The organism is Bacillus sp. UNC438CL73TsuS30, assembly GCF_000482325.1.
In the GTDB taxonomy this organism is placed as follows: Bacteria; Bacillota; Bacilli; order Bacillales; family Cytobacillaceae; genus Neobacillus.
The window spans coordinates 228556-255503 of sequence record NZ_KI535296.1 but is presented as its reverse complement, the minus strand read 5'-3'; the positions used below and the strand labels follow the sequence as shown (position 1 = coordinate 255503).

The following is a 26948-nucleotide window of genomic DNA, read 5'->3' as shown; positions in this document are numbered from 1 at the left end:
GTAGAGTCACCCCAATATTACAAGTAATCAACAAAGCGGTTTCTGAATTTCAGGTGTAGAACAGAACCTATTAGGAACAAAACAAGCGTAATGATCCAAAAATATAAGGTATATTGCGGATATTCCACCGGATACCAAGCCGTTCCAATTAATGAAGCCCTGTACCCTTCCACAATATAATACAAGGGATTTAATTTTAATAAAAAGGCATAGTCGACGCCTTTAATGATTAAATGGTCCGTATGCCACAATAAAGGTGTTAAATAAAGCAGCATTTTTAAAACGGATTGAACAACTTGCTGAACGTCCCTTACAATCGTCGAAAGTGTCGAGGTGATTAATCCTAGTGCCAGTAAAAACACCAGTGTCGCAATCATAAAATAAGGAAGTTGAAGAAAATACAGCGACAATTTAAATTTTGTAAACTGTAGAAAAATCGTAACAACAGCAACTAGCATTAAATGAGTATAAAAATTTGCCATAATAACAAAAGAGGGAATCGCGCTCATTGGAAAGCTCATTTTTGAAATAAGCTGGATTCTAGAATAGATCGACCTCGATGAAGCTGAAATCGCTGGGTTAATAAAGAACCAAACAATCATCCCCGTTACTAACCAAATAAAAAAAGGAACGAGTTCGCCATTATCCATTTTAACCTGTTGTCCTTGGCGTACCCCTACACCAAAAACGACCCAATAAATTGCAAGCTGAATGGTTGGATTTAGTACCTCCCACAGCCGACCAAGATAGTTATTCGTATTGGCGCTTTTCATTTCAAATGCAGATAGTCTCAAAATCAGATAAAAGGAACTTATTTGCTCCTTTATTATTGTAATCATTGACTTCATCAAAATTGTCCTTCCTTTTAAACAATAATAACCTTGTTCATTATACATTAATTTCCCCAAATGGGCATTATAAAATGAAACTCAATCAGTGGGGAATTTTTTCATCCCCACTGATTGTTAGTTGAATCAATCGGGCATTTACGAGCAGTTGACTAATCTTACCTTATTGTACCCTTAAATTGATAAATTAGGGGTCTTACTGCCCGTTAATGCGGGATAAAAACATAAAGCTCCGAGCAATAAATCTACCCGAAGCTGGTATCAATATTATTGTGCTCTTCGTTGTTGGATTTGCACACCTTTTTCACCAAATAAATAATGAACCAAATTTTGGCTTGAACGGCCATTGGAGAATTTGTTCCACTTTTCAGCATAATGATCAACAACTTTTTGATCAAAGCGATTATTTTGAACCAAATCAATAATTGAGTCAGTATCTTTCACAATCGGACCAGGAAGATTTTCTTCGAAGCCATTTAAAACACCGCGGTCCTTTTTGTATTCTTCTAAATCGTAAGCGAAAAAGATAATGGGTTTTCGTAATAAGGAAAATTCAAATGGAATGGAAGAATAGTCTGTAATCAAATAATCAGCCACCGCAAGTAACTCATTGATATCATACTGACTGGAGGAGAAATCAACGACAAAATCCGAGTGTAATTTAGAGAAATCAACCGAGTTTTTAATTGCTGGATGTAAACGCAAAGCTAAAATGTACTCATTTCCAAGTTCTTTGCTCATTTTTTCTACGTTTAGCTGAAGTGAGAAATTCTCCAGCTCATGGTCACGATAGGTTGGTGCATAAAGAATTACTTTTTTATCTTTTAAGACACGATGCGTGCGAGTCAGCTTTTGAATCGCTTTTTGTTTCTCCTTTTCGTTAAAAAAGAAATCCGTCCTTGGAACCCCTGTTGTTAAAATGTTTTCTTTTTTTAGATTAAAGGATTTCATAAAAGTAGCTGCCATAACATCTGAACCGACAACGACTTTATCAAATTGTTGGTAGACTTGTAAAAAACGTTGTTTTGCTCGTTCACTTCTGTTTTTAACGGACCCATCCTCAAGGCCAAATTTTTTAATCGCACCAGAGGCATGCCATAGCTGAACGCAAGTAACCTCTTGCTTGAATGTAACACTGGCAAGAAAACCAAAATAGTTATCTATAAAAATATGTCGGGATGTCGCTAAATGATAAATAGACTTTAACCAATTCATAAGGTTGTTGGTTTCAAATGGAACACAGGTAACATCCTTATAGTCCTTAAAAATGGCGATACTTTTACCTTTGCATAGGAAAACCACTTCATTTTGGACGTTTTGGCGGCGCATTTCCTCAAAGACATATTGGCTGTTATCACCAAAGCTGATGACAAAGGTAGTTTTGTCTTTAAGCGGCATTAAATTGAAAACAGAAAACACACACTTAAAGACAAACAGATACAAAGAAATGGCTAGTTCCCTAACCATTTGTCACCATTCCTAAGTCGTTTTTTATTTGAGATGTCGAAATCCCAATTGTTCTTGGTAAGTATATTACTTCACAATAGTCTTTAAGGAAATCGAATTTGCCTTTCCAATCGTCGCCCATAACGAAGATATCAACATCATGCTTGATTACATCCTGGATTTTCTGATCCCAAGTGTTCTCAGGAATCACTTCATCAACAAAACGAATCGATTCTAAGATTAATTTTCTATTTTCAAAGCTGTGATAAGCTTGTTTGTTTTTCCCTTTGTTGAATTCATCCGTAGAAAGACCAACAATTAAATGGTCACCTAAATCTTTTGCACGGCTAAGTAAATTGATATGTCCAAAGTGTAGTAAATCAAATGTTCCGTATGTTAGTACTTTTTTCATATATTATTTCCTCCTTATAATTAGAAAGAATTAGTTTCAATGTTTGTCATCTATCAAAAGTCGTCAATTATTTACAAAAAAAACAACTTAAATTTACATAAAATTAACTTACCAACTCATTATAAGACTATCAATCTTAAATTTCAATGCATATTCGTGATGTTTCCATCAAAATACCAGAATTGGATTAGGGTTTGTGATCACACATTAAAAAAGCTGACCACATCAATATATGATGCATGTCAGCATTTTGATTATTTAAGTTCTCTTGCAATATAGGCTGAACTTGCCCAGCCGATTTTTCCATTCGATAATTTGACTTTGTACCACTTGATATCATCTTTCGTCTCCGAAATAACTTTCTTATCTTTATCCAATTCCAATTCTACATAATTATTTAAATGCAAATAACCGATGATTTCTTTTCCTGGCTCTTTGCGCACATTCAATGTAGATATGGTAACTCGACCTAAATTTAATACAGAAATATAATCCTTATAGACGGAAAAACGAATATTATCAACCCAATATTGCTTGCCCTCTACAAGAACTTTTACCCAAAAATCATTTGTTTTTTCAAGCATGATAAAGTTGGTTCCCTTTTTAACCACACTAGATAAATCCTTTTTTGCAACCACTTGAATATTAGCAGGCAATTTATCGCTTCCGACTGGAATTCCAGGAGTTGCAGGAACAGAGGTATTGATAGCAGCTTTGCTATAATAGCTCTTATCAAAGGCCAATATGTTATTCATATGGCGTGCAATTCCATTCCCCCAGTTTGGGTCGCTTGCATACCAGTAGTTCATCCCAATACTTTTGCTTGTAATCCGTGTTCCGTTTTTATCATTCGTTCTAAATCCTAGGAAGGCCCCTTCAAAATGCGTTCCATTAGGATTTAAATAATCAGCTTTCATTTTTTGGGCAACATAATTGATGCAGGCCTCGACGGAAGAAAAACGATATGCGCCAAAGAACGGTGCAGCATCATAGGCACCATAACCAAATAAATTATTTTTACCTAAGGAAATGCTTGATGTCCCGAATGCACTTTCGTGGATCGCATGTGCGGCTAAATAAAGAGCATTTACACCATATTTATTCCCAGCGTCAATAAAAGCCTGCCCTTTACCTAAAAGCACACTAGGTCTTCCATTGACATTAGCAGCGATGTAATTATTAATTTGCCCTGCTGTTACAGAAGATTTGGAGCGTAAATCAATAAACCGGTAATCCGCATTTTGCGTATATTCCTTTAGGTAAGAGCCGTACACATAGCCCGTATTCCCTTTATACGTTACATTGTACCATTCGGACCCTGTTTTCGTTGTGGATTGTACCGTTGAACCATTTGGAATTACTGAAAGCCGATCAGATGATGAATTCTCTGATTTTCGTAAATTTAAATCAGCTGTTACCAAATAAGTTTTTGCAGCCTCGGTTACATTTTCCTCTTTAATACTGTTATTTACCTTTGGTGGTGTTTGCACAGCTGAGGCAGGAACATAACCCTTTTTCCCCTTATAGGTTACAGCATACCAAGAACCAACACTTTGCATGGTAGAGATCATAGCTCCTTTTGGAAGACTGACAAGATGTTTATAAGCACTTCCATAAGATGAATAAACATATGTACTTGTCTTCACCTGGTAATTCTTTTTCGCAAAGGTCTTGGTGGATGATTTACTCACATCACCACTATAGACATAAAGATTCTTGCCATTATACGAAACACGGTACCAAGTTTGTCCAATACTATTGACCACTTTTTGCGACGAATAAAAACCGTTATAAGCAGGAATGATATACATATACTTGTTCTTTTTATCTGCATGGGAATAAAGCTTCGTTGTTTTATTCGTAAAGTAATATGTTCCGCTTGTTTTTGTATAACGATAGTATTCCTTTAAATAGCTTCCACTTACCCAACCAGACTTGGTCACATGCTTCCCATAAGCATAGGATACTTTATACCACTTGCCACTTTTCTCATTTGATGTTACAGTTTTTCCTTTTTTAAGGGTCATGATCAGCTTTTTGCTCGTACTAGCACCAGTGCGCATATTTACATTGGCAGATGTATAGAAGGTTGTTTTTGTAAATTTAACAGTCTTAGGAACAGAGGTCTTTGCTAAGCTGACAGTTTTTTTCTTTAAATATGACCCGCTTGACCAACCTGTTTTCGTAACCGTCTTACCCTTGGATTTGTATGTGTAGCTTACTTTATACCAGTTCCCTAATTTTTGAGATGATAGAACCATTTTTCCTTTTGGAATGGTTATAATCGTTTTATACTTGGTTCCTGCACCAGACCGCATTTTTAAATTAGCAGTCGTTTGATAGGTTGATGTTTTGAAATGGACAAGGCTTGCAGCTTCAGCATGTCCCATACCGATCGGTGCTACTGGGGCAAATACTTCACCCCCTAATAACAGCCCCGTTGATAAAATAATCGCTTTCCCCATATTTTTCATTTACTACACTTCCTCATTACTTTTCTATAATTCTTTTTTATATCATCTACGTAACTATGATTCTATTTAAAATCCTTTGTATAGACGTAGCCTGCACTAACCCATCCAGTGGTTCCATTTGCCAATACTATCTGGTACCAGCCTTTAGTTGAGTCCATCGTTAAAGTCCCATCTTTTTTCAAAACAATTTGAACTAGATCGTTCAAAGATAAGGTCGCGATTGGCGTATTGTTCGTTGTCGCAGCAGGACGAACATTTAGTTTTGCTGTTGTCACTCTGCCTAGATTTTGCACAGATAGATAGCTTGCATAGGAACTAAATTTTATATCATCTGTCCAATACTCTTTGCCATCAACCTTTACTCTTAACCAGAAGTCATTTGTTTTTTCCAATACGTAGAACAATGTGCCTTTACTGATGGTTTTAACCGCATCATTCATTCCTTTTTTACTATCAAGAACAAGATTACTCTGGGCAATGGCCAGGATATTGCTAGGAAAAACGTCACTGCCCGCAGGGATGGACGGTCTTGTTGGGATCGTTGTATCTTTGCTTGCTTTTACATAAAAAGTTTTATCATACTGGAGAATATTCTCCATATGCTGAGCAATCGCTTTGCCCCAGTTTGGATCACTGGCATAGTAAAAGTTCATACCTTCACTGGCCTCATCAATTCTTGTGTTTGATAAGGTTTTCGTACTAAAACCAAGATAGGCACCATTATATTTCCAATTGGATGGATTCAAATAGGTAGCTTTGATCTCACGGGCAATATAGTCAATACATAAATCAACGCTTGTAAACCGGTAAGCGGACATAAATGGTGCTGCATCATAGGCACCAAAGCCAAACAGATTATTTTTTGCAATTGAAATGGCTGAGGTTCCAAACGCACTCTCATGAATCGCATGGGCAGCCAAGTATAAAGCATTTACCCCATATTCTTTACCAGTCTCAATAAACACGTTTCCTTTTCCATGAAGGATGCTTGTCTTTCCGCTTGTTTTTTCATAACTGGCAATATAGTTGTCAATTTGACTTGGGGTTACCGAGGATTGCGTCCTTAAATCAATGAATTGATAGCTGTTCCGATTTCCCATTGGATCTCCTGTAATCACTTGTTGAAGATATTTGCCAAATACATATCCTGTTTTTCCATCATAGGAAACCTTATACCATCCATCAGAAGTAAGGCTTATCGGAGTTACAATTGTTCCTTTCGGAATAACGTCAAGACTTTTAGACGCCGTATCATTGGACTCCCGAAGATTTAGCTCTGCCAAAACAACATAGGTTGCCTTGGCAATTGGGACCTCGCTTGAATCTTCTTTTACAGGAGGAAGATCCTCGGCCTTTTGGATAGAGCCTTCATTGATATAACCTGTCATCCCGTTATACGTAACCTTAAACCAGCCATTGGATGTTTTTGCGCTTGGAGAAAGCTTAGTCCCTTTTGGAATCGTCGACAATAGATTAGAGGAGTCATCGGGACCGACTCTTAATACCCCATCTGTAATCGCAAGGTAATCATCCGCTTCATTTAGCTTTTCCTCAGTGGGCAGGCTGTATTTAGTAAAATCCTTCGAATCAGCATAGCCGGACTTCCCGTTATATTTTATTACATACCAATCTCCCACTTTTTTACTTGTGGAAATAATCGTCCCTTTTGGTATTTGCCCTGCTTTTGAAAAAGCCTTGCCAACTGAAGTGAAAAGATTGGTATCTTTATTTGCTTGATAATTTGCCGCCGTAAAAGACTGAACCGTGGCTTTCGTAACATCTTTGCTATTAAGGTATAGCGTTTTTCCACTATAGGAGACCTTATACCATGTTTCGCTCAAACTGTTTACAACCTTACTGGTGATGAAAAAGCCATTCCCTGAGGCTAGACTATATACTGCTTTTTTCTTCGTGTCAGCACTTGGATAAAGACTGACCAACTTATTTGTAAAGTAGTAAGCACCCGTGAGGCTGGAAGTTTTGTAATATTCCTTTAAGTATGTTCCGCTTACCCAGCCTGTCGCTTTTACGGACTTCCCATTATTGATATATGTATAAACAACCTTATACCACGTTCCTGTCCTCTCAGTACTTGTGATTGTTTTTCCTTTAGAAATGGATTGTAAAACTTTATATTTCGTTCCTGCTCCGGAACGAAGATTGAGACTAGCTGTCGTTTGATATGTTGTTTGTTTAAACTTGACTGTATTGATTTTTGGCACAGCCGAAGTGATTTTCTTGATATAGGAGCCGCTTACCCAGCCCGTTTTCGTAATTGTTTTTCCCTTAGAACTATACCGATAGGAAACCTTAAACCAATTTCCTGTTTGTTCAAAAGCAGTGATTGTTTTCGCCTTTGGAATTGTTATAACAACTTTATTTTTGGTACTTGGGCCCGTCCTTAGGTTTACATTTGCAGTCGTTTGAAAGCTAATATTGGCAAGCTTTAAGGTGCTTGCTGCTTCAGCCTTATCTAAACTATATGGAGATAAAGGAGTTATTGCCCCGCTAAAAACCAAACTTGTCGATAAAAGAACGATTTTCCCGAATTCTTTCATTAAAATACACCCCTGTAGTATTTCTGAGCCTTTTTTACTACAAATCCTTCTATTAAACAGCAATTTTCTACAATACTATTATTATCGCTTATTAATAAAGGTTTTTAAATAGTTTCATGGAAATACTTGCTTAAAAATAGAATAAAAGGAAGAGTGCTGTAGGAAAATTCAAATATTTCACAGATTGCTGTTGACTAAAGGAATATCTAAATTCATAAAAAACACCCAAAGCTAAAATGCTTGGGTGTTTTCTCTTTATTCCTTATTGTCTTCGTTTGTTTCATCTTGTAATAATATATCATCAACAACTCGGGTACTTGATTTTCCGTCTATCTCGTCAAAGAAATAGCGAACAAAAGGTTCAACTTTTTCCATCTTGAAGTCTTTTTCTTCAATTGTTTTAATAATTTCCTCAGCGGAGCGGACCAGCGGACCAGGTATAAAGGAATGGAACTCATAATAAAAGTCACGGGTCCGAACATATTCTTCCACGTCAAAGGCGAAAAATAGCATCGGTTTATTCAATAAAGCATATTCAAAGCAAACTGATGAGTAATCGGTAATAAGAATATCCGAGATAAAGAGCAGGTCATTAATTTCCCGATAGGACGAAAAATCATAGTAAAAATCACTGTATTGATAAGGAATCGTTATATCGTTTTTCACAAATGGGTGAATCTTAAATAAGAATACATATTCATCATGAAGATCCTCATAAAGCTTTGCAAGGTCTAGAACTTCCATCGGATAATGGGCCGATTGCTGGCCGTTACCGCGGAAGGTCGGTGCAAACATAATTACTTTTTTGCCTTTTAAGAACGGATACTCTTCGTAAAGCCGTTCACGAACATTCTCTTGGTATTCCTGATCAAAAAAGACATCTGTACGCGGAATTCCGGTTGGAATAACTTTATCCAAATCAATCCCAAATCCTTCTGCATAATGCTTGGCAACATTTTTCGAGCTGACAATCGCCTTTGTATAGTTACGGTGATTAATCGATTTAGGTGACGGACCGCCCGGTCGGCCAAGTCGGCTGAAGCCAAAGGTTTTAAAGGCCCCGACTGCATGCCAGAGTTGAACCAAATCGGAACCTTCGCGGATTTTCAACGGATAAATCATTGGGTAAAAATCATCCAAAATTACGAATCGGGAAGTTGCAATCAGTTTGGCTAGTTGAACGATTTCACGGTAGGTTTTCTTCTCGTCCACTCCACGCTTTAACATAAAATGAATATCAAAATCTAAATTACGGCGGATAATTTCATCATAAACAAATTGGAAGTTACCGCTCATATCACTGCGGCTGTCAGAAGCAAATAGGATTTGCTTTTGTTTGATTGGCCGCATGCAATAGAAACGATATAGGAATTGAAAGACCGTTTTCGAAAAGAAACGGTAGAAGACCCCTCTTTGATAATCCTCTGCATCAAGCGCCATTTCTCTCGGATCCATATCCTTCAGTTTGCTCGATGTAATCTTTAATGTCTTCCTCGGTAAATCATAGGTGGCCAATAAATTAAATTTCATTTCCCTTTTCGCTGTGAAATACTCCATTTTTGCTGAATGGAAGCCTTTATCAAGGAATTTCTCGATATTTCCAAGTGGAAAGCTCTTACGATAGACCTTATCCCCTAATACATGAACTTCGGTCTCGATATAGACTTTGTATTCTCCCTGTGGAAGCGGAGCATTTTGATTTAATGTCGCAAAATTAATTTTCCCGTGGAATCCAGACCAATAATATAAATCACTAATCTCTTCATCATGTTCGATGTCTTCTTTTGAAATATCATATAGAGGAATGGTTACTTTAATCCCCGCTCCATCTAACAGCACAAGCCGTTTTTTTACGAGGTCCTCATCCTTAAGCGGCAGATTCTCGATGTAAAAATACCCGGCAATTTCTAAAATCGGACCATTCCATTTTAATGTCGTCACTTTTCTGCGGGGAATGAGACTTTCTTCCACCCCAGCCATTTCCGCAATCAACGGAAGCGACTCACCCAGGTTTTGTTTATTAATAATTATTTTTTCATCATCGACAATCATCGGCTGATCGGAAAACTTTCCGTACTCGATAACAGCCTCATTACTGTTTTGGGCCGTTTTTTTTCTAAACATGGCCCTTCTGATAAGCCTCTTCGCTCTTCTCAGCATGCTGTATCTCCAATCTGTAATTTATGTCCAAATATAAATATATAAGAAAAAAGAAGAGTTCGAAACCCTCCTTCAAATCTACTCTACTTTCCTTAACAAGTGGTCAACGATACGTTTCGATGCTTTCCCATCGGAGTAATCAAAGAAACGGTCACGAAACGCTTTAATTTTTTCTAAATCAAAGCTCCCCTGCTTCATCCACTCAGCCAATGATGTTGTATCATAAAAGATTGGCCCCGGTACCATCGATTGATAATCAAGGTAAAAGTCCCTTTCCTTAATGTAATCTTCTACATCATGGGCGAAAAAAGCCATTGGCCTGACCAATAAACTATAATCAAAAATAACGGAGGAATAATCAGTAACCAGAAGATCCGTTAATGTCAGCAATTCTTCAATCGTAAACTCATTACGAATATGGTAAAGAAATTCATGATCTGTTAAATCAGGAGCGCACATATACGGATGCAAATGGATAAGCATCGCAAAATCGCCGCCTAATTTTTCCTTCAACTGGCTAAAATCAATTGGACTTTTCCAATCTTCCTGATAATGACTTTTACCCCGATAGGTTGGAGCGTATAAGACTAACTGTTTTCCCTTTAATTCAGGATACTGCGAATAAAAGCGTTCTTTTATTTGGGCCATTTTTTCTCTGTCATAAAAATAATCCGTTCTTGGGACTCCTAATGGAAACACATTTTTTTCAGCCATTCCAAATGCTTCCGCAAAATGGGGTACGGCCACTTTTGAACTCACATAAACCCTTGAATAATTTGAGTGAAGCTTAATATGCTTTAAATATTCCTGGCTTGGACCAAATGGTTTTCCAACCGTGCTTAAACCAAATTTTTTAAAGATCCCTGCTGCATGCCATAACTGGATAATTTCTGTTCCATTTCTAGGGTGAATGGCGTAGACAGGGAAATAAAAATCATCAATGATAAAGAATCGAGATGTTGCGAGATAATATATCGCCTTAACAAGATGAAGAAAATATGCAATTTTTCCGCTTAATGAACTATCAAACTTTTTAAATAAGAGGTGATAGTTTTTATTCGGAAATTCTGCCTTCATTTCGTTATAAATATATAAAAGATTCCCTGTCATTTGATTAGACCGATAAGAAGCAAAGGTAATTCTTTGTGAATCCACTTTGAAAAGGAGGCAGCACAGGGAATATAGAGTGTTAATGACGAATTTCGTCAAGATAGTCGGTGCAAATTTTAAATACTGCACGTATAATGCCTTCCTTTCACAATACAGATCACTTATATCTTCCACTCCATGACGGTCTTGCCCCAAGATGAGGTCAAATCCTTTTCAAACGAGTTAACGATATCCTGAATTGTTTTTACTTCACAGACTTCTCCAATTAAAACACTGAAATATTCAAGAACATCCGGATGTTCCATCATAAAATTAACGGTGTTAACAAAGTCCTCACGACCACTCCGGCTTGAGCCAATCATCGTGATTCCTTTTTCTAAAATCATTCTTGTGTTCACTTCAACCGGGTATTCGGACACACCCATAATCGAAATGGAGCCCTCAGGTTGAATATGATCAATCATTTGATCAATTGCATACTGGCTGCCCTTGCCGCCAACACATTCAAATGTATGATCGACAAGAACATCTCCGGGAATATCGTTAATCAAATAGCTCTCATCGACAAACGAGAAATTCGCCAGCTTGTGCTCATTTTTACCAAAAGCAATGATTTTACTGTCTTTATATTTTTTCTTAAGAATCAATGACGTTATAAAACCAAGATTCCCATCTCCCCAGACACCGAGAACATCGCGGCGGGTATGGGACCTTCGTTCAAATCTTGATATCGAATGCATTGCAATCGTGATCAGCTCTGTAAAGGCGGCAACATGTGGGTTCATTTCCTCCGGTAGTGGAACAACCCGATCCCGATCTAAAAAAATATAGTCCTGCATGAAGCCGTCATAGCCGCTTGAACGGAAACGACTCGAACGCAAATAGTTCTCTGCAATAAATTGATCCTCTTCGGAAGGAGTGTTTGGAACCATGACTACTTTCGTTCCAGTTGGAAACTCACCTTTCGGATCGTACACAACTTTGCCGATTCCTTCGTGAATCAACGCCATCGGAAGTTTTTTGGCCATCGCTTCCTTCCCGCGTGAGCCTGTATAATAACGTTGGTCAGCTGCACAAATCGATAAATGAGTAGGGCGGATGACAATCGAATCTTTCTCAAATTTTAATGATTTGTCTTTGTAGGTTACTTCGAATTGTCTTGGAGACACTAATCGATAGACTTGATTAATCATTGTTAATTTTCTCCGTTATAATGGCATTTGCTACTTTTAGGTCATATGGAGTGGTAACCTTGATATTAAATACTTCACCGCGAACCAAACGCACTTTTTCTCCATTTAATGCAAAAATCTTTGCTGCATCAGTGAGAATCTCCTTTTGTTCATCAGTAAGGGCCTCATAATAGCCAACCAATTTTTGAATATTGAAGCTTTGCGGTGTCTGTCCTTGATACATGGTGTTACGAACCGGAATATCAGAAATGGATTCACCATCCACAGATTGAATAATCGTATCAATCGCTTCAATAACCGTATCCACAGCTCCATATTTGAGAGCAGCGTCAATATTTTCATCTATAATTCGATGGGTAAGGAATGGCCTGACTGAATCATGGGTAATAATCACATCTTCGTCAAAAATGCCATGGTTTTCTTTAATATAGCGGACACCATTCATAATCGATTCATTACGGTCGGATCCGCCTTCGAGGACGACAATTCGATCATGTTCTCCAATATTTTTTTTAATAATATCTTTCGTATGGTTGATCCATTCTTTTGGGGACATCACAAGAATTTTATCGAATCGATCATTTAATAAAAATTTTTCAATCGTGTGTATAATAATCGGCTTTCCGTTTAATGTTAAAAACTGTTTCGGCATATGGATATTTCCCATCCGGGTACCTTTACCGCCGGCAAGAATTTCTGCATAAATCATCTTTTTCAACACCTCTTATTTTTTGAGAAAGAATTTCTGTCAAAACTCAACAAAAACTTAACAAAAACTCATATAAAACTATACACTCTTTCATTTTTTCTATCAATAAAGAGCTGTATCTTTTAATATTCCGGACATAATCTTGTAATGTTTTATTTATGTTTTATTTATTTTTTATCCTATAGTCCTTATTTATTCCTAAATTTAACAACCATTTAACCTACAATCATAATTTGATTATTAAACCAATCTCAAAAAAAGACCATCAAACAAATTTGATGGCAAACCCTTTGTGACTTATCGATTCTTTAAAATCACTTCTTTTACAACACGTTCAGCTGCATAGCCGTCTTCTAAATAACAAAAGCGCTGATAAAACTCATTAAACTTCTCGGTTGAAATTTGATCTTTACCCATGTTTTTAATTGCGATAATGACTTCATCAGTCGTTTTAACTAACGGACCTGGAGCTTTTTTCTCAAAATCAAAATAAAATCCTCTAATATCTTCTTTATATTCATCTAAATCATAAGTAAAAAAAATCATTGGCCTCTTTAAGTTAGCATAATCAAAAAAGACAGAAGAATAATCAGTAATCAATAAATCGCTAATCAAGTAAAGCTCTTGAATGTCTTCATGCTTAGAAAAATCATAGGCAAACCCTTTATATGACTCAAGATTAAAGTTTTCAGCAACTAAATAGTGCATTCTTAAAATAATAATGTATTCATTTCCTAATTCTTTATTTAATTTGTCTAAATCCAAATGCAACTCAAATTTATATTTACCAATTTGATAATACTGATTATCCCTCCAGGTTGGGGCATAAAGAATAATTTTTTTATCATCAGGTATTCCATGTATTTGCTTAAATTCCCTAGCTATTTGGTATCGTTCCTGTTTATAGAAAATATCATTTCTAGGATAACCGGACTCGATAACCTCTTTATCAAATTGAAAGGCACGCTTAAAAATTTCAGTTGAATACCCATTGGGGGAGATTAAGTAATCCCAATTTCTAGATTCTATATAAAAATTTTGTTTATATTTTTCAGTGGTTGTTCCCGGCATCAGAACTTCCCTCATATCATTTGCAAGTTTCTTCAACGGTGTACCGTGCCATGTTTGCAAATAAATTGTATTTTTGGGTTTTGGAATCCATAACGGCATCCGACTATTTGTTACCCAAAACTTGGCTCTTGCCATCAAAAACAGCCATTTAAATGAAAAACGAATTGCATATGGAACCTTCTTATCAATGAATCCTTTTTCAAATCGGGGATCAACGCTCCAGACCATTTTATATTCTGGATGATGGTTCTTAAGGTATTCATAAATTGCCCTTGGATTGCAACTATATTGCTTGCCCAGAAAACTTTCAAATATAATAAGATTTTCCTTTGGTGGAAATAAAGAGACGAATAAAAACAACCATTTATATGTAATTTTAGTGAAAGATAATTTTTTTAGTGATGAAATCAATTCTTGGTATTCACCTCTTTAAAATCAAAGCAATTGTTTTATTTACTTGGCACTCATTTATTTATGATAATATAACTGTCATTATTCGACAACTACTTGTATAAAATGACTCTGGTATACCAGAGTCATTAGCAATCGCGTATAATAATGAAAGATTATTAAACGACTATTTCCTGTTTTGTTTCTTCCAATACATTTAAACAGATTTTAATTTCAATTGTTCTTTAATCAAACGCTCCCATTTTCCGCCAACAACATTAAAAGTATATCGTTCAACATTCTCTTTTGCGTTTTTGCCCATCCCTTTTCTTAATGTATCATTTTCAATAAGGGTTAGTAGTCCTTCAGCAAGCTTTTCAACGTCACCTTCTTCAATAAGCAAACCATCTACTTTATCCAAAATAACTTCTTTTGGCCCTGTACAGGCAAAACTTACACACGGAACGCCGACCGACATTGCCTCTATTAAAACCATACCAAAAGATTCCCTTCTCGAACTTAACGCATAAATTGATGAATTAATCATTTCCTTAATAATATTATCTGTTTTTGGCATTAAATAGATATTATTATATGCTTTTAGGTCAAAGATGAGATTTCGATATGCTTCCCCTTCAGAACCGACACCAAATATCTTCAATTTCCAATCTGGATGTTTACTAATCACTTTGGAAAATGCTTCGATTAACAAATCATAACCCTTTTCATAAGAATACCGCCCTGCAGCAATAACAACCTTCTTGTCTAATTCTGCAGTTTCTTCAGGTATATGAGTTGCATTTTCTATTTTATAGATTTTAACCTGACTACCACTTAGAACACCTTCATAGTCTGCTTTATCAGCACTAGTTAGACAAGTTAAACCATCGAGTTTTCGGTAGTACTTTTTAATTTTTCTTTGCAGACTTTCATCATGAGCTTCAAAAAATTTATGTTCTTGGCCTATTTTGATCACATTCTGATTCGAATACTTTGCAGATAAAATATTAAAAGATGGGATCGTTGTTATTAGAACACCACTACTGATTTTTTTTATTACAGATAATAACTTTAAGTCAATAAATAAGTTAAACATTTGATACAAATCTTCACTTTTATCCATTAGGAAGCTTGGCATTTTTAAAAGCATCTGTTTTAAAAATCTTTTGTAGCCTGGAGTATTCTTTGTAAACAACATACCTCTTCTAGCATCAAATAATGGGGTGAGCTTTATTTTAGGATCAAGAATAAATAGTGGTGTTTCACTCGTTCTTCTTATACTAATAATTTCTACCTTGTAGTCTTTGGAAGCAAAGTAATTAGCTGTATTTGCAACAGTCCTTACTGTACCACCCATCCCATAAATATTATAAACCAAAAATGTAATTTTCAAATCTTTCGCCTCTACTCTTCAGTGAATCATTTGTTCTTAAGTTTTTTAATCTCATTATAGATCCGTTTGGAATTTTGCCGATCTCGATATGAGTAGTATTTCTTAGATTTAATTTGATAAATCGGTTTGTATTTAAAATCATTATTAACATAATCAGTTATTAAATTTAATAACTCTGCCTTTGTATAAGCTACGTCACCTATTAAATCTTTTGTTAAATCTACATACGAGCCTCTGCGTTTTAAGTATTCAAAAATGTCAAATTGATAAAAAACAATTGGTTTTTTCAAATAGTTAAAGTCAAAAACAACACTCGAATAGTCAGTAACTAGTAACGAACTTTCCTGAATAAGATCTTTAACACTTTTCTCGTTGATATTAACAACTTTTATCCTTTCATTAAACGAGGAGAAATAATGCATATATTTCTTTTGAATTTCAATATGTGGGAAAAACTTTAATATAGCATTATTTTGTTCTAAAAGTTTATGCAAATGCTGATCATTCAATAAATCACTATAATGTAAATAAAAATCTGAAGTAAGAAAGTCCGCTTCAGAATCAATAATCCATTCTCTCCAAGTTGGCATTAGTAAAATTTCTTTTAATGTTTTTTTATTACTTTTATCACTTAAAGAGTCAAATCTTGCTAATCCTGTTACCATAATCTGTTTTGGCTTAAAATTCATTTTTTTAATTAAAATTTCTTTTTCATGCACCGATGAGACAACAAATTTTTTAATCTTTCCATTGTATGAATCCTTATTAAATTTCAACTTCTTCATGGCAATAATTCCATGTTGTAGGTAAATCATATTTTTCGGATTACTATTCATTTTATTGTGAACAATACTTGGAGTTACATCACGAATTCCATGGCTTACAATTAAATATTGACAAGCCCAATATAAAAAGTAATGTTTAAAACTATCATACAATAGGATATTCTCTTGATAAGGCTTCAGATTTTCTGCATTTTTATTTTCTTCCTTACTTACATAGTAATAACTTTCGCTCTTTTTGTTTTCTAAACAATACTGAAAGAATGCGAAGCCATTATCTTGAGCAATTTCTCCTAGGTTCTCTCCAATTAACCATACAGGCTTTTTAATAAACCTTCTTGTAGCTTTTGCAAGTCCCCTCGCTAAAAAGAATTTAATTTTTTCTCCAAATTTTTCATTTGCCCTTAAATCCCTTATCTCAAAATTTAGATTTTCACTTTTTCGGTCAAAATAAAGAGAAAAATATAACCCTTCATTCAATTTTATAGCCTTATTCTTAAAGGTGGAGTTAGCTTCAATTAACTCTGAAACGTGTCCTTTCACTCTTGTAATTATTATTTGTCCATTGAAAAGCACTTCAAAAAATATATCATAGTTACTAGCTGTTAGATCAAAATCCCCAAATTTACTTTTACTAATCCTAAAGAAATATGTTTTGCTTGGACTGATTTCCTCAGGCGAAATTTTAATTTCCTTTGCAGTACTTTTATTTTTTAAAACTAATTTCACATCATTGGAATTAATTAAAACCTTATCAATTTCAGCAGATACTTTAATTAAAAAGTCATTATATTTTCGATCCAAATCAATGCAATTTGCATTCAATGAATTATCAAGAGAAACTAGCAAATTGTTTTTTCTGTTATAAGAATGTTTAACAACAAGGGGATAACCATTATTAGAGACATATAATGGTGGATAAATAAAGATTTTCGATTTATTTGGAATATCATCGAAATTTGAAACTAATTCAAATAAATATTCCTTATCTTTAATAAGGATTTTAATCATAAATTGTAGGTTGGATTCTTGAATTTGACCAATATCGAATATTGACCAATCTATAAGTGCTGTAAAATTAAAAAGATTGTTCTCCTCTTTAAATTCGCTAATACAAGGAATCTGTTCATCCCCGTTAATTCTTTTAACATATATAAGTTTAGGGACGAAATCCAGTTCGTTAGTAAAAATGAAACCACTAACTTTGGTCTTCCCATTGTCTAACTCTAACCTTGTAATGTCACAGGTAAGAATGTCATCAGTTACGTGAAAAGCTAAATTATCATCGATTGTAATGTAGGACCTCATATTTTTTACAATACCGTATTTTTGATTAAAGAAAGGTTTTGAAAAACCAGAGAATTCTTCTCTATCTTCATTCGAATTCATTTTTATACGAATCAATTCAGTAATACCACTAATTTGAAGTGAAACGAAGGCGTCCCAAATTCCTGTTTCTTTAATAATGTTTTTTTCATCATCGAAGTGAATTCTAGCTAAAAATTCTCCGTTAAGATTCGTTTCAATTGGGAAACTGATTTGTTCCTTTGTGTTTCTGTTAATGAGAATAATTTGAGTTGCCCTGTCTTCTTTACTAGTTACTAGATAAAACTGAAGAAACCCCTTAATTATTAATAAATTTCTCTCTAAAGCAACATCTTTAATTTCAAACAAAACAAATTTATGTTTATTTTTCTTTATATGTAAAATAATTTGGGATTTTTTATTTTCATATATTTCATAAAAATAAAGTGAATTATTATATTCTAGGTAGTCCCCTTGAAGCTTAGGCTGATCAATAAAATAAGTGACATCCATTACTTTATCTACACCATTGAAATTCACTAGACAAAATAATTGCCAATCACCTTCATAAAAAGTAAAATTCCATAAATTGATTACCAGTTTGAATCCATTACCATTAGTTGTAAAATACTCAAAAAATATTTTTTCATTTGTATCTATGTTTTCTAAATAGAAACTTTTTATTTTAAGATTATTATTATGAAGCCCCTTATAGAGAAAACCACTAATTTCAAACCTTTTTCCCTTATAAGATTGAATTATATTTGCTTCTATCCTAGCCTCTTCCGAAAGTCTTCTATTAATTATTATATCTTCGGTACTTTTATCAATAAAAATAATTTCTTCACTAATTTGCAGAGAAAAGCTCTTTTTTAACTTACTAATAATTTTAAAATATTGATAATTATCTTCTGACTTTAAGACGAAATCCATTAAAGCTCCGTCACGAATTTTATTAAGTTCATTGTATGAAATAATTACCTCAATACTTTTATCTACAACTTGAATCTTGGTTTTTAACATAACGGGCTGCAAACTGTCAGTTCGGTAGGCAATGCCAAAATAATATTGTGCTATATCATTAATCTCTTGTGACTCAACATTTAAAATCATTTTAATACGTTTACTTTTTAAACGGTAAATTTTATCTAAAAACACATTAAACTTCAATTACCTCATCTCACATTTCTAAATGAATTCAAAGGGTTATATTCCGACAATAAATACACCCCTGAATTTTGCACGGGTGTAAACTTATTACTAAGGTTTAACGTTCGAAGGAGAAGGGTTCAGATGGTAAACAATTTCTTGCAAATATTTTAAAATATCCTCTTTTAGCTCGTCGTTTTGTAATGCGAACTCAATAGTCGTTTTAACAAATCCTAGCTTTTCCCCAACGTCATAACGCTTTCCTTCAAATTCATAACCAAATACGCGTTGAATCTGATTTAATTTTTGAATTGCATCCGTTAATTGTATTTCTCCCCCAGCACCCGTTTCCTGTTCATCTAAAAACATAAAAATTTCAGGTGTAAAAACGTAACGTCCGATTATGGCTAAATTTGAAGGAGCTTCGTTTTGTTTTGGTTTTTCAACAAATTGATTTACCTGGTATCGTCTCCCCATCTTTGAGGCAGGATCTATTATTCCATACTTTGAAACCTCCTCTTGAGGAACTTGTTGTACCCCTATAACCGAGGAAAGTGTTTCCTCATATTGACTTATTAATTGACTTAAACACGGAATATCACTTTGAACAATGTCATCCCCCAATAGGACAGCAAAAGGTTCATCACCAATAAAATTACGTGCGCACCAAACAGCATGTCCTAACCCTTTTGGTTCTTTTTGTCGAATGTAATGCACATCGGCAAGATTGGTTGAATAACGTACTTTTTCAAGAAGATCAAATTTTTCTTTTTCAATTAAGTTCTTTTCTAATTCAGGTGCAAAGTCAAAATGATCCTCAATAGCGCGCTTTCCCTTTCCAGTTACAATAATAATATCTTCAATTCCAGAAGATACTGCTTCTTCAACAATATATTGGATGGTTGGTTTATCTAATATTGGGAGCATCTCCTTAGGCATCGCCTTTGTAGCGGGCAAAAACCTTGTCCCTAAACCCGCTGCTGGTATTATAGCTTTCCTCACCTTTTTCAAAATACTAACGCCTCCGAACAAATGGATATATGGTTTCTTTTATCTTATTCTTTAAATATCATGGGATTTTATACCTTTTTGTTTTATCGGATAAAATTCTTTCGTTTTCCCGAAATTCCGACAATATTCATATTAGATTTTAGCAATTTTTTATCTATATGTATAGAATTTGAAAAATAGTTATAAAAAAAAACAAGATGTTGGATGGATTCCAACATCTTGTTTATTATTAATTTTTGTTCACCCCTAATTGTTAGTATCAAAAATCCGATTTACTACTCGTTCCGCAGCATATCCATCCTCTAACTGACAGAATTTATTGTAAAAGGTGTTATATTTTACTTGGTACCGTTCTTGAACTTTATCAATATTTTGAAGAGCATTTATTAACTCTTCATTTGTTTTAATCAATGGTCCTGGTGCTTCCTCTTCAAGGTCCATATAAAATCCACGTAATTGATCACGATAAAACTCCAAATCGTAGGTATAAAATAAAATTGGTCGTTTTAGGTTTACAAAATCAAACATGACCGAAGAGTAATCTGTGATTAGGACGTCTGTAATTAAATACAGTTCTTGTATGTCAGGGTATTTAGATACATCAAAAACAAAATCCTTATATTCTTCAGGAATCGTCACTTTATTCTTAATCACAACATGCATTCTTAGCAACAGTACATATTCATTCCCCAGCTTTTCTTTCATCAGTTCAAAGTCAAAAGGAATGTCGAAGGTAAACTGATTTGTTCCGTTCGTTTGGTTATCCCTGAAAGTTGGTGCATAGAGGATAACCTTTTTATTTTCTGGTAACTTTAAACTATTACGTATTTTACCTGCTAGCACTTTTCTTTCTTCACGGTAAAAAATATCATTACGGGGATATCCTATTTCAAGAATATTCCCTTCATAACGAAATGCACTTTTAAACGCATTGGTTGCATATGGGCTGGGTGATATCAAATAATCCCAAGTTTTTGTAGCTGCTGAGACACGCTCCACATAATCATCCGTTCTTCCCTGGACATTTTCTATATCAAAAAGCATTTTTTTTAATGGTGTCCCATGCCAAGTTTGAACATAGGTGGTACCCGGTCTTTTTTTGATATAAGTTGGGAAGTTTTGATTGTTAACCCAATATCCGGCTTTTGCTAAATAATAATAGTATTTAACACTTAGTCTTTTTACATATATAGTGTTACGATCTTTAAAGCGTTTCTGCTTATTATAGACCCACACCTTCTTATATTTTAAACCTCTTCGAACAATTTCCTCATAAATATATCGAGGACTATCAGCATATTGTTTTCCTAATCCACTTTCGAAAAGGATTAAATTCTTATCAATAGGAACCACCGTCTTAGCTGCTTTATAGAAAATCTTCATTGTTGGAAAATAAAGTTTACTTTTCCTAAACTTACGATAAGCGGCTTTAACAAATTCATTTTTAAACAAGGATAAATAAAGTGGTTTTCTACGAATTTTAAGTGTTCTCTCGTAAATTCTTTTACAAGAGTTTAAATCGTGGTATTTTAAAAATTTCCCCGCACGTTTTTTATATTCTGGTTCCATTTCAAAATCAGTTCTTGCATATTTTTCAACACAATTAAGCACTTCATCAAGATCATATACAATATCTCCCGGAAGATCATTATCTAAATCAAGATGGGATGGCTGTTTTCCGATAAATCGGTCACGATCGAACTGATAATAAATGATTGGTTTATGTAAGAAACTTATGTCAAAGGCGACACTGGAATAATCAGTAATCATAAGGGAACTTTCTTTTAATAAAAATTGAACATCTACTTCGCCCTGACTCACGATTCTAACAGGTGCGTCACTAAAAAAAGGCGTAAATCTTTGCATATTAGGATGTAAACAAAGGACAATTTCAAAATGATATTTTCTTGCATATTCATGAAGATTGGGATGATTAACTAACGAGCGATACCGCTCAAAATACTCACTTTCTAAGAAAATTTCATCGTTAACGATCCATTCACGCCATGTCGGTATTATTAATAATTGTCTTTTTACTTCAACATCATTTCGAAAAAGGCTGTCAAATCTAGATAAACCTGTAACCGCTACATCAGCTGGGTTATATCCGAAATCTTGGACAATATAACTTTTTTCATATTCAGAACTAACAATAAACAGGTCTGTATCAAAGCTTGGGGATTTAATTCCATAAAAATGGACAGTGTTTTTAGTTCCCATAACCCCATGCTGTAAAAATACCTTCTTTGCCTTTACGACCTTTTTAAAATTATCTGTTCTTAAAGGATAGAGATAATCAGCATGATGAGAACCTATTACTCTTCTTGCCATAATTGTATGCCAAATATGTTCTTTAGACCCATAAAACAATATGTTACCAAGTTCTTTTACGTTCTCTAATTCTGGAGAATCCTTTTCAATAACATAATTTACATTTAACTCCGGATGCTCTGTTCGCATATATTTAAAAAAACGATATCCGGTATCTTGCGCTTTATAAGGACGTTCTCCAACAATCCATATATTTCGATATGCGTACAAGGGTCTTAAAAGCCATGCCCATTTCATCATTCGTTTCAGATAGACAAGGATATCCCTTTCAAACTTATTAATTTGAAGGGAAAGATTAAAATATTTAATGGTATAGTATGGAGTTGCAATATACATCATATCTCCCCCATCTGCATATGCAGGTTGAGAGTACCCTTTTGCTCGAATAGATGGATGCCCCATTCTTACTGACGTATTTGCTATACTATAATTTAAATTAAGATCTAAAAAGAAGTCATATATATCCTCTTCTAAGGGTTTACCATTTAATACTGTATTTAGATTGACTGTTGATTGATAACGATAAAAACTATTTCCATACGATTGAATAGTTTTTTTGGGCAAAAAGTCTAATTCAACTGGGATTCGAACCTTAATTCCTGTTTCACGGCCAGAAAGTAAAATAAATGCCTCAACAATACGGAGACTATTTGTTGACACCTCACCACTAATAAAAAATTGATGCCCTGTTGATTTGATTTTATTAATTTTAACCTTTGGCTTGTTGTTAACTTCCTTATCAAATGCAACCGATACGAAATTGTTCTTAGTCAGATAGATAATTCCCGATTTTTCTCCTAATGTAAATTCATGTAACCCTTTAAAATCCGTCTTTTCGAATTTCCCAACCCTAATAAAGTACTCTAAAATAAGACTACCATCAGGACTTTGAATTGTTTTCGCAGTAGATTGAATCTTATTATATTGACTTTCCGTTAATCGATCCTTCGGAACTTGTACTAAAATGAAAAATTTATAAATCTCCTCCTGAATCAGTTCCTCGTATTTTGTTATATCAGTTTCAAAAGAGAATGTTGATGAAAGATTAGTTTCAGCAATTTTGAACTTTGATTCTTCACTATTTGATATAAGCCAAAGTTCCTTTGCCTTGTAATTCTCATTTAATTCACCACTTATGTACAGCATTTGATTTTCTTGTTGAATACGTAATAGTTTTTTTAATCGATTTTTATTTGAATTTGTTAAAAATCGTTTCAACTTTCTCAGCGATTGTAATACCATCTTTTATTGATCACCTACGATAGATATTTTTAAATAAAACCATACTTAATTCAAATTCATTAAGTAGGCAAGTAACTTTTCTTATTTCTAGCCTCATGCTACTTTTTTCGAGCTTTTAAAATTCGACAAGTTTCTTATTAGATTTTAACAATTTATAGCTATTATGTATAGAAAATGAAGAAACTTGCTAATTAGAAAGGCTAACCCATAATATGAATTAGCCTCAATAAACATTAAATATTCCTAACGGAGATTTTACAATATTATTTAAGTTGATACGAATCTTTTATCTAATACTTATTATCTTTTGCCTAATCAAAGAAATTACATATGCCATAGTAAAAGTAGAGATCACAATAGCAGGTGCATATAAAATAGCTGTGTCCTGTTTCTCATAAATATTATTCATAAAATAACGATAAACAAACCTGTCCGTTACATATGAGACTAAGTAGATATCCAAAGTTAAGGTAGAGATTGAATGGATCGGAACTTTAATCCATGAAAATAATTTATTTTTAGGAGGGTTGATTTGATATAAAAATAAAAATAAAAAGGTAGTTTGAAGCATAATTAAAGCAGAACCATATCCCCCGACAAAATTTATAAATTTTGTGCCTTTATTAAATCCAATAAGAATAGCTACTTCTAGTAGAGTAATGATCAAAAATAAACTAAAGCTTTTTAATCTTCCCATATTGATATTGTATTCTCTAATATAAACGCCCATAAAATAATAAAAAAGCGGATATACTGTCATCCAAAAATAAGGGAAAGTAATTAATTTCCCTTCCCCAAAAAGGGCAGGTACTCCATTCCAAAACATTGGAATCCCCGTAACAAAAAATAAAACAAGTAAAAAAATCTCAAATTGCCTCTTAGTTTTTAATCCTTGCCATAAAACATTTAAAAACGGAATAATTAACGCAAGGCCGATATACATATTCACATACCAAGAATAACTCACTGCTTTAAAGGAAAATATCATGGAAATCCATTTTGCTATAGTCGCTTGCTCTCCAAATTGATATACGCGGATGATAATGGCAAATACTGAATAAATAACATAAATTAGGAATATATTTAAGACTCCTCTTAAATATTTTTTATTCCACTCTTTTTTCCATTGCAAAAAACCTGTAGCCATTATGAATAGCGGAACACAAACAATAAAAATTTGTCTGTAAAATGTTTGAATATATAACAGTGGACTATTTAATTTTACACTGTAGTAATGAGTGTTAAGTAAAAAATGAACACTTGGAACCGCTATAATTGCAATCATCTTTAATAAATCAATACCAAAAAAAACTTTTTTCATTCACTATACTCCCTTATTAATACTACTCAATTTTTCTCATAAATTAGGATGACAAAATACTTCAATCATATTTTTATTTTGTTTCCTATTAATATTCCGACAATATACCTATTAAATTTTATCAATAAATAGAAATTAAGTATATAATTTGAAATTATTTATTATACTATTACCTGTTTTTAAATAAATATTTAATTTTACTTTTTTATTTAAACTCAAAAAGGTGTCTAAAATTCTATGCTTTTAGATACCCTCTTTTTTCTTTTTGCAGCTACAATTGGAAAAATCGCAAAAATGGATTAGCAAAGATAACTTCATTAAATATCTATCGATATTGCACTAAAGCTATATTTAATCGCTGAACAATCTTACTGGTTTTCGCCTTTCCCAGGATGTTTAAAATTGGTTAATGCCGGAGTTACGTAAATTGAATTCACGTTATTGATAATAATTACTTGGTCAATTTTATATTTTGTAACATATTGTTCAATTGGCATTGTAGAATAATGTCGTAAATCCAAAATGTGTGTTTCTTTATAGTGTGGAACAAGGAATTGTATAAATGCATTTGCATAAGAGTCTTTTATAACTAAAACCTTTTTTCCTTTAGTACGATTTGGATTGGATATTACCATATGTGCATAATCCCCGCCTAAATAAGCACGATATCGATTTGTATATCGGTCTTCCATGCTTAAAAAACCCATATTATAAAGACCTTTACTAATATGAATCCCTCTCTTAATCGTAAAAGGTTTATGTTTACCTTTAAGGTTTGCAACAAGGATTCGGTCTGCCATTTTAGCATTGACACTTGTTGTTTTTCTCGCATCTGAACCATAGAACGATTTCCCTTTTAAATTCCAAGAATAATCACTATATTTACTGACTTTATCATTCATTTTTTCATGTTTAATAATATATTTCATTACATTTTGATAGGCATAAAATGCAGCCTTTTCCTGCCAATGATGGTCAGTATAGAAAAACATATTCTTCTCATTCATATGTTTTTCGAGGACACTGCGGGAATCAATTGGATGTGTATTCTTTGTTAATTCATTAAATAAAAGATCTAAATCCTTTTGCCCAAAGCTAGGATAATAATTTGGGTATTTATTTTCCATCATAGTTGATTATTTGGCATTAATGCAGTATAAACATTGATTTTCTTTTTCGCCATTTGCGTAGCAAATTAACTTATGCGACCTGAAATCCTTTTTGCACCTAAAGGTGTCATTTCCAAATAATTGCACAAAAAAAGCTAACCTTAGGTCAGCTTTTTTTGTCTGGTTCCTGATTAATTTACTAGAATCTCTTATCCCCCCAGAAGTTCATCACAACATGGTGCTTTGGATTATAAACAGCTAATGTATAGCCTTTTTTTCGCAGATAATCGATAATGATCGGCAGCTGCTGTGCAGTCCCTCTCGAATCGTGGAACAGGATGACAATCGGACCCTTTTTCCCCACGAGTCCTGATTTTACTCTTGATGTGATGGTGCCAGGACTGGTTCTATTATACTTCCAATCTAGCGTATCAATATTCCAATCCCACATTTTAAAGCCTTTATTAGCCAAGGCATCCCGGAACGGCCTTGTCATATAAGGCTTGCTTCCATATGGGACTCTTGTAAGATGGCTATTAAAATGGGCAACGTTAAGCAATGTCTGTCTTGTCTTTTCCATTTCGATCGCAACATTTTTAGAACTGCCGCGATAGAGTTTTGTTATGCTATGGGATACACTGTGCAGCCCCGGATAATTGCCTTCGTTAATGATGCGTTTTACCGTTTTAGGGTTCCGTTTAATATTTCCTTCAATCATAAAGAAAGTGGCATGAGCTTTTTTCCTTTTTAAAATATCAAGAATTTTTGGAGTATACTGGTTGGGTCCATCATCAAAGGTTAGATAGACAACCTTACTAGAATGATGTTCAGCTGCATAAGAAACTGGAGTAGAAAAATATCCCGTACTCAATATCAGTAGCATGGCAAACAGAACGGTTGCAGACTTTTTAACCATGGTCCTTCCCCCTCATAA

General features: G+C 34.0%; 16 protein-coding genes and 1 pseudogene. All 17 read right to left on the bottom strand.

From position 1 onward, the window contains the following. Window positions 1-17: 17 nt before the first annotated feature. The 17 genes and pseudogenes from M028_RS0122800 to M028_RS0122720 all read right to left on the bottom strand — a co-directional run bounded on the left by M028_RS0122800 (window position 18) and on the right by M028_RS0122720 (window position 26930). On the bottom strand, window positions 18-848 hold the full coding sequence (locus tag M028_RS0122800) for an ABC transporter permease (protein WP_026575896.1): 831 nt from the start codon (window positions 846-848) through the stop codon (window positions 18-20). Window positions 849-1115: 267 nt separating this feature from the next. Beyond that, a complete protein-coding gene (locus M028_RS0122795) occupies window positions 1116-2315 on the bottom strand; it encodes a CDP-glycerol glycerophosphotransferase family protein (protein WP_026575895.1) in 1200 nt (399 codons plus the stop codon). Then, on the bottom strand, window positions 2308-2706 hold the full coding sequence (tagD, locus tag M028_RS0122790; RefSeq protein WP_026575894.1) for a glycerol-3-phosphate cytidylyltransferase: 399 nt from the start codon (window positions 2704-2706) through the stop codon (window positions 2308-2310). The genes M028_RS0122795 and tagD overlap by 8 nt, the downstream gene beginning before the upstream one ends. A 254-nt stretch (window positions 2707-2960) precedes the next feature. Further along, entirely contained in the window at window positions 2961-5180 is a 2220-nt protein-coding gene (locus M028_RS0122785; protein WP_026575893.1) for an SH3 domain-containing protein, read from the bottom strand. Window positions 5181-5242: 62 nt separating this feature from the next. Next, window positions 5243-7738, bottom strand: coding sequence for an SH3 domain-containing protein (locus tag M028_RS0122780; protein WP_026575892.1), 2496 nt, complete (start codon window positions 7736-7738; stop codon window positions 5243-5245). A 255-nt stretch (window positions 7739-7993) separates the two neighbouring features. After that, a complete protein-coding gene (locus tag M028_RS33705; protein WP_026575891.1) occupies window positions 7994-9898 on the bottom strand; it encodes a CDP-glycerol glycerophosphotransferase family protein in 1905 nt (634 codons plus the stop codon). A 78-nt stretch (window positions 9899-9976) separates the two neighbouring features. Beyond that, on the bottom strand, window positions 9977-11137 hold the full coding sequence (locus M028_RS0122770; RefSeq protein ID WP_051591208.1) for a CDP-glycerol glycerophosphotransferase family protein: 1161 nt from the start codon (window positions 11135-11137) through the stop codon (window positions 9977-9979). A gap of 32 nt (window positions 11138-11169) precedes the next feature. Then, entirely contained in the window at window positions 11170-12201 is a 1032-nt protein-coding gene (locus tag M028_RS0122765) for a ribitol-5-phosphate dehydrogenase (RefSeq protein ID WP_026575889.1), read from the bottom strand. Continuing rightward, window positions 12194-12910: an IspD/TarI family cytidylyltransferase gene (locus tag M028_RS0122760; RefSeq protein WP_026575888.1), complete on the bottom strand. Its 717-nt coding sequence runs from the start codon at window positions 12908-12910 to the stop codon at window positions 12194-12196. Before M028_RS0122760 ends, M028_RS0122765 begins: the two co-directional genes overlap by 8 nt. A gap of 297 nt (window positions 12911-13207) precedes the next feature. Continuing rightward, window positions 13208-14410: pseudogene (locus M028_RS0122755) on the bottom strand (CDP-glycerol glycerophosphotransferase family protein); the annotation flags it as partial. 178 nt (window positions 14411-14588) lie between these two features. Then, window positions 14589-15764 (bottom strand): glycosyltransferase family 4 protein, encoded by a 1176-nt coding sequence (locus M028_RS30890; protein WP_035424551.1) that lies wholly within the window; start codon window positions 15762-15764, stop codon window positions 14589-14591. Window positions 15765-15790: 26 nt separating this feature from the next. Further along, on the bottom strand, window positions 15791-19021 hold the full coding sequence (locus M028_RS0122745; protein WP_026575886.1) for a CDP-glycerol glycerophosphotransferase family protein: 3231 nt from the start codon (window positions 19019-19021) through the stop codon (window positions 15791-15793). Window positions 19022-19111: 90 nt separating this feature from the next. Next, the gene (gene galU, locus M028_RS0122740; protein ID WP_026575885.1) at window positions 19112-20011 is read right to left on the bottom strand and encodes a UTP--glucose-1-phosphate uridylyltransferase GalU; all 900 of its coding nucleotides are present in this window, start codon (window positions 20009-20011) and stop codon (window positions 19112-19114) included. Window positions 20012-20257: 246 nt separating this feature from the next. Further along, window positions 20258-23584, bottom strand: coding sequence for a CDP-glycerol glycerophosphotransferase family protein (locus tag M028_RS0122735; RefSeq protein ID WP_051591207.1), 3327 nt, complete (start codon window positions 23582-23584; stop codon window positions 20258-20260). A 286-nt stretch (window positions 23585-23870) separates the two neighbouring features. Further along, window positions 23871-24905, bottom strand: coding sequence for an acyltransferase (locus M028_RS0122730; RefSeq protein ID WP_026575883.1), 1035 nt, complete (start codon window positions 24903-24905; stop codon window positions 23871-23873). A 368-nt stretch (window positions 24906-25273) separates the two neighbouring features. After that, window positions 25274-26035: a DHHW family protein gene (locus M028_RS0122725; RefSeq protein WP_026575882.1), complete on the bottom strand. Its 762-nt coding sequence runs from the start codon at window positions 26033-26035 to the stop codon at window positions 25274-25276. A 178-nt stretch (window positions 26036-26213) separates the two neighbouring features. Then, window positions 26214-26930, bottom strand: coding sequence for a polysaccharide deacetylase family protein (locus M028_RS0122720; protein WP_026575881.1), 717 nt, complete (start codon window positions 26928-26930; stop codon window positions 26214-26216). Window positions 26931-26948: the final 18 nt, after the last annotated feature.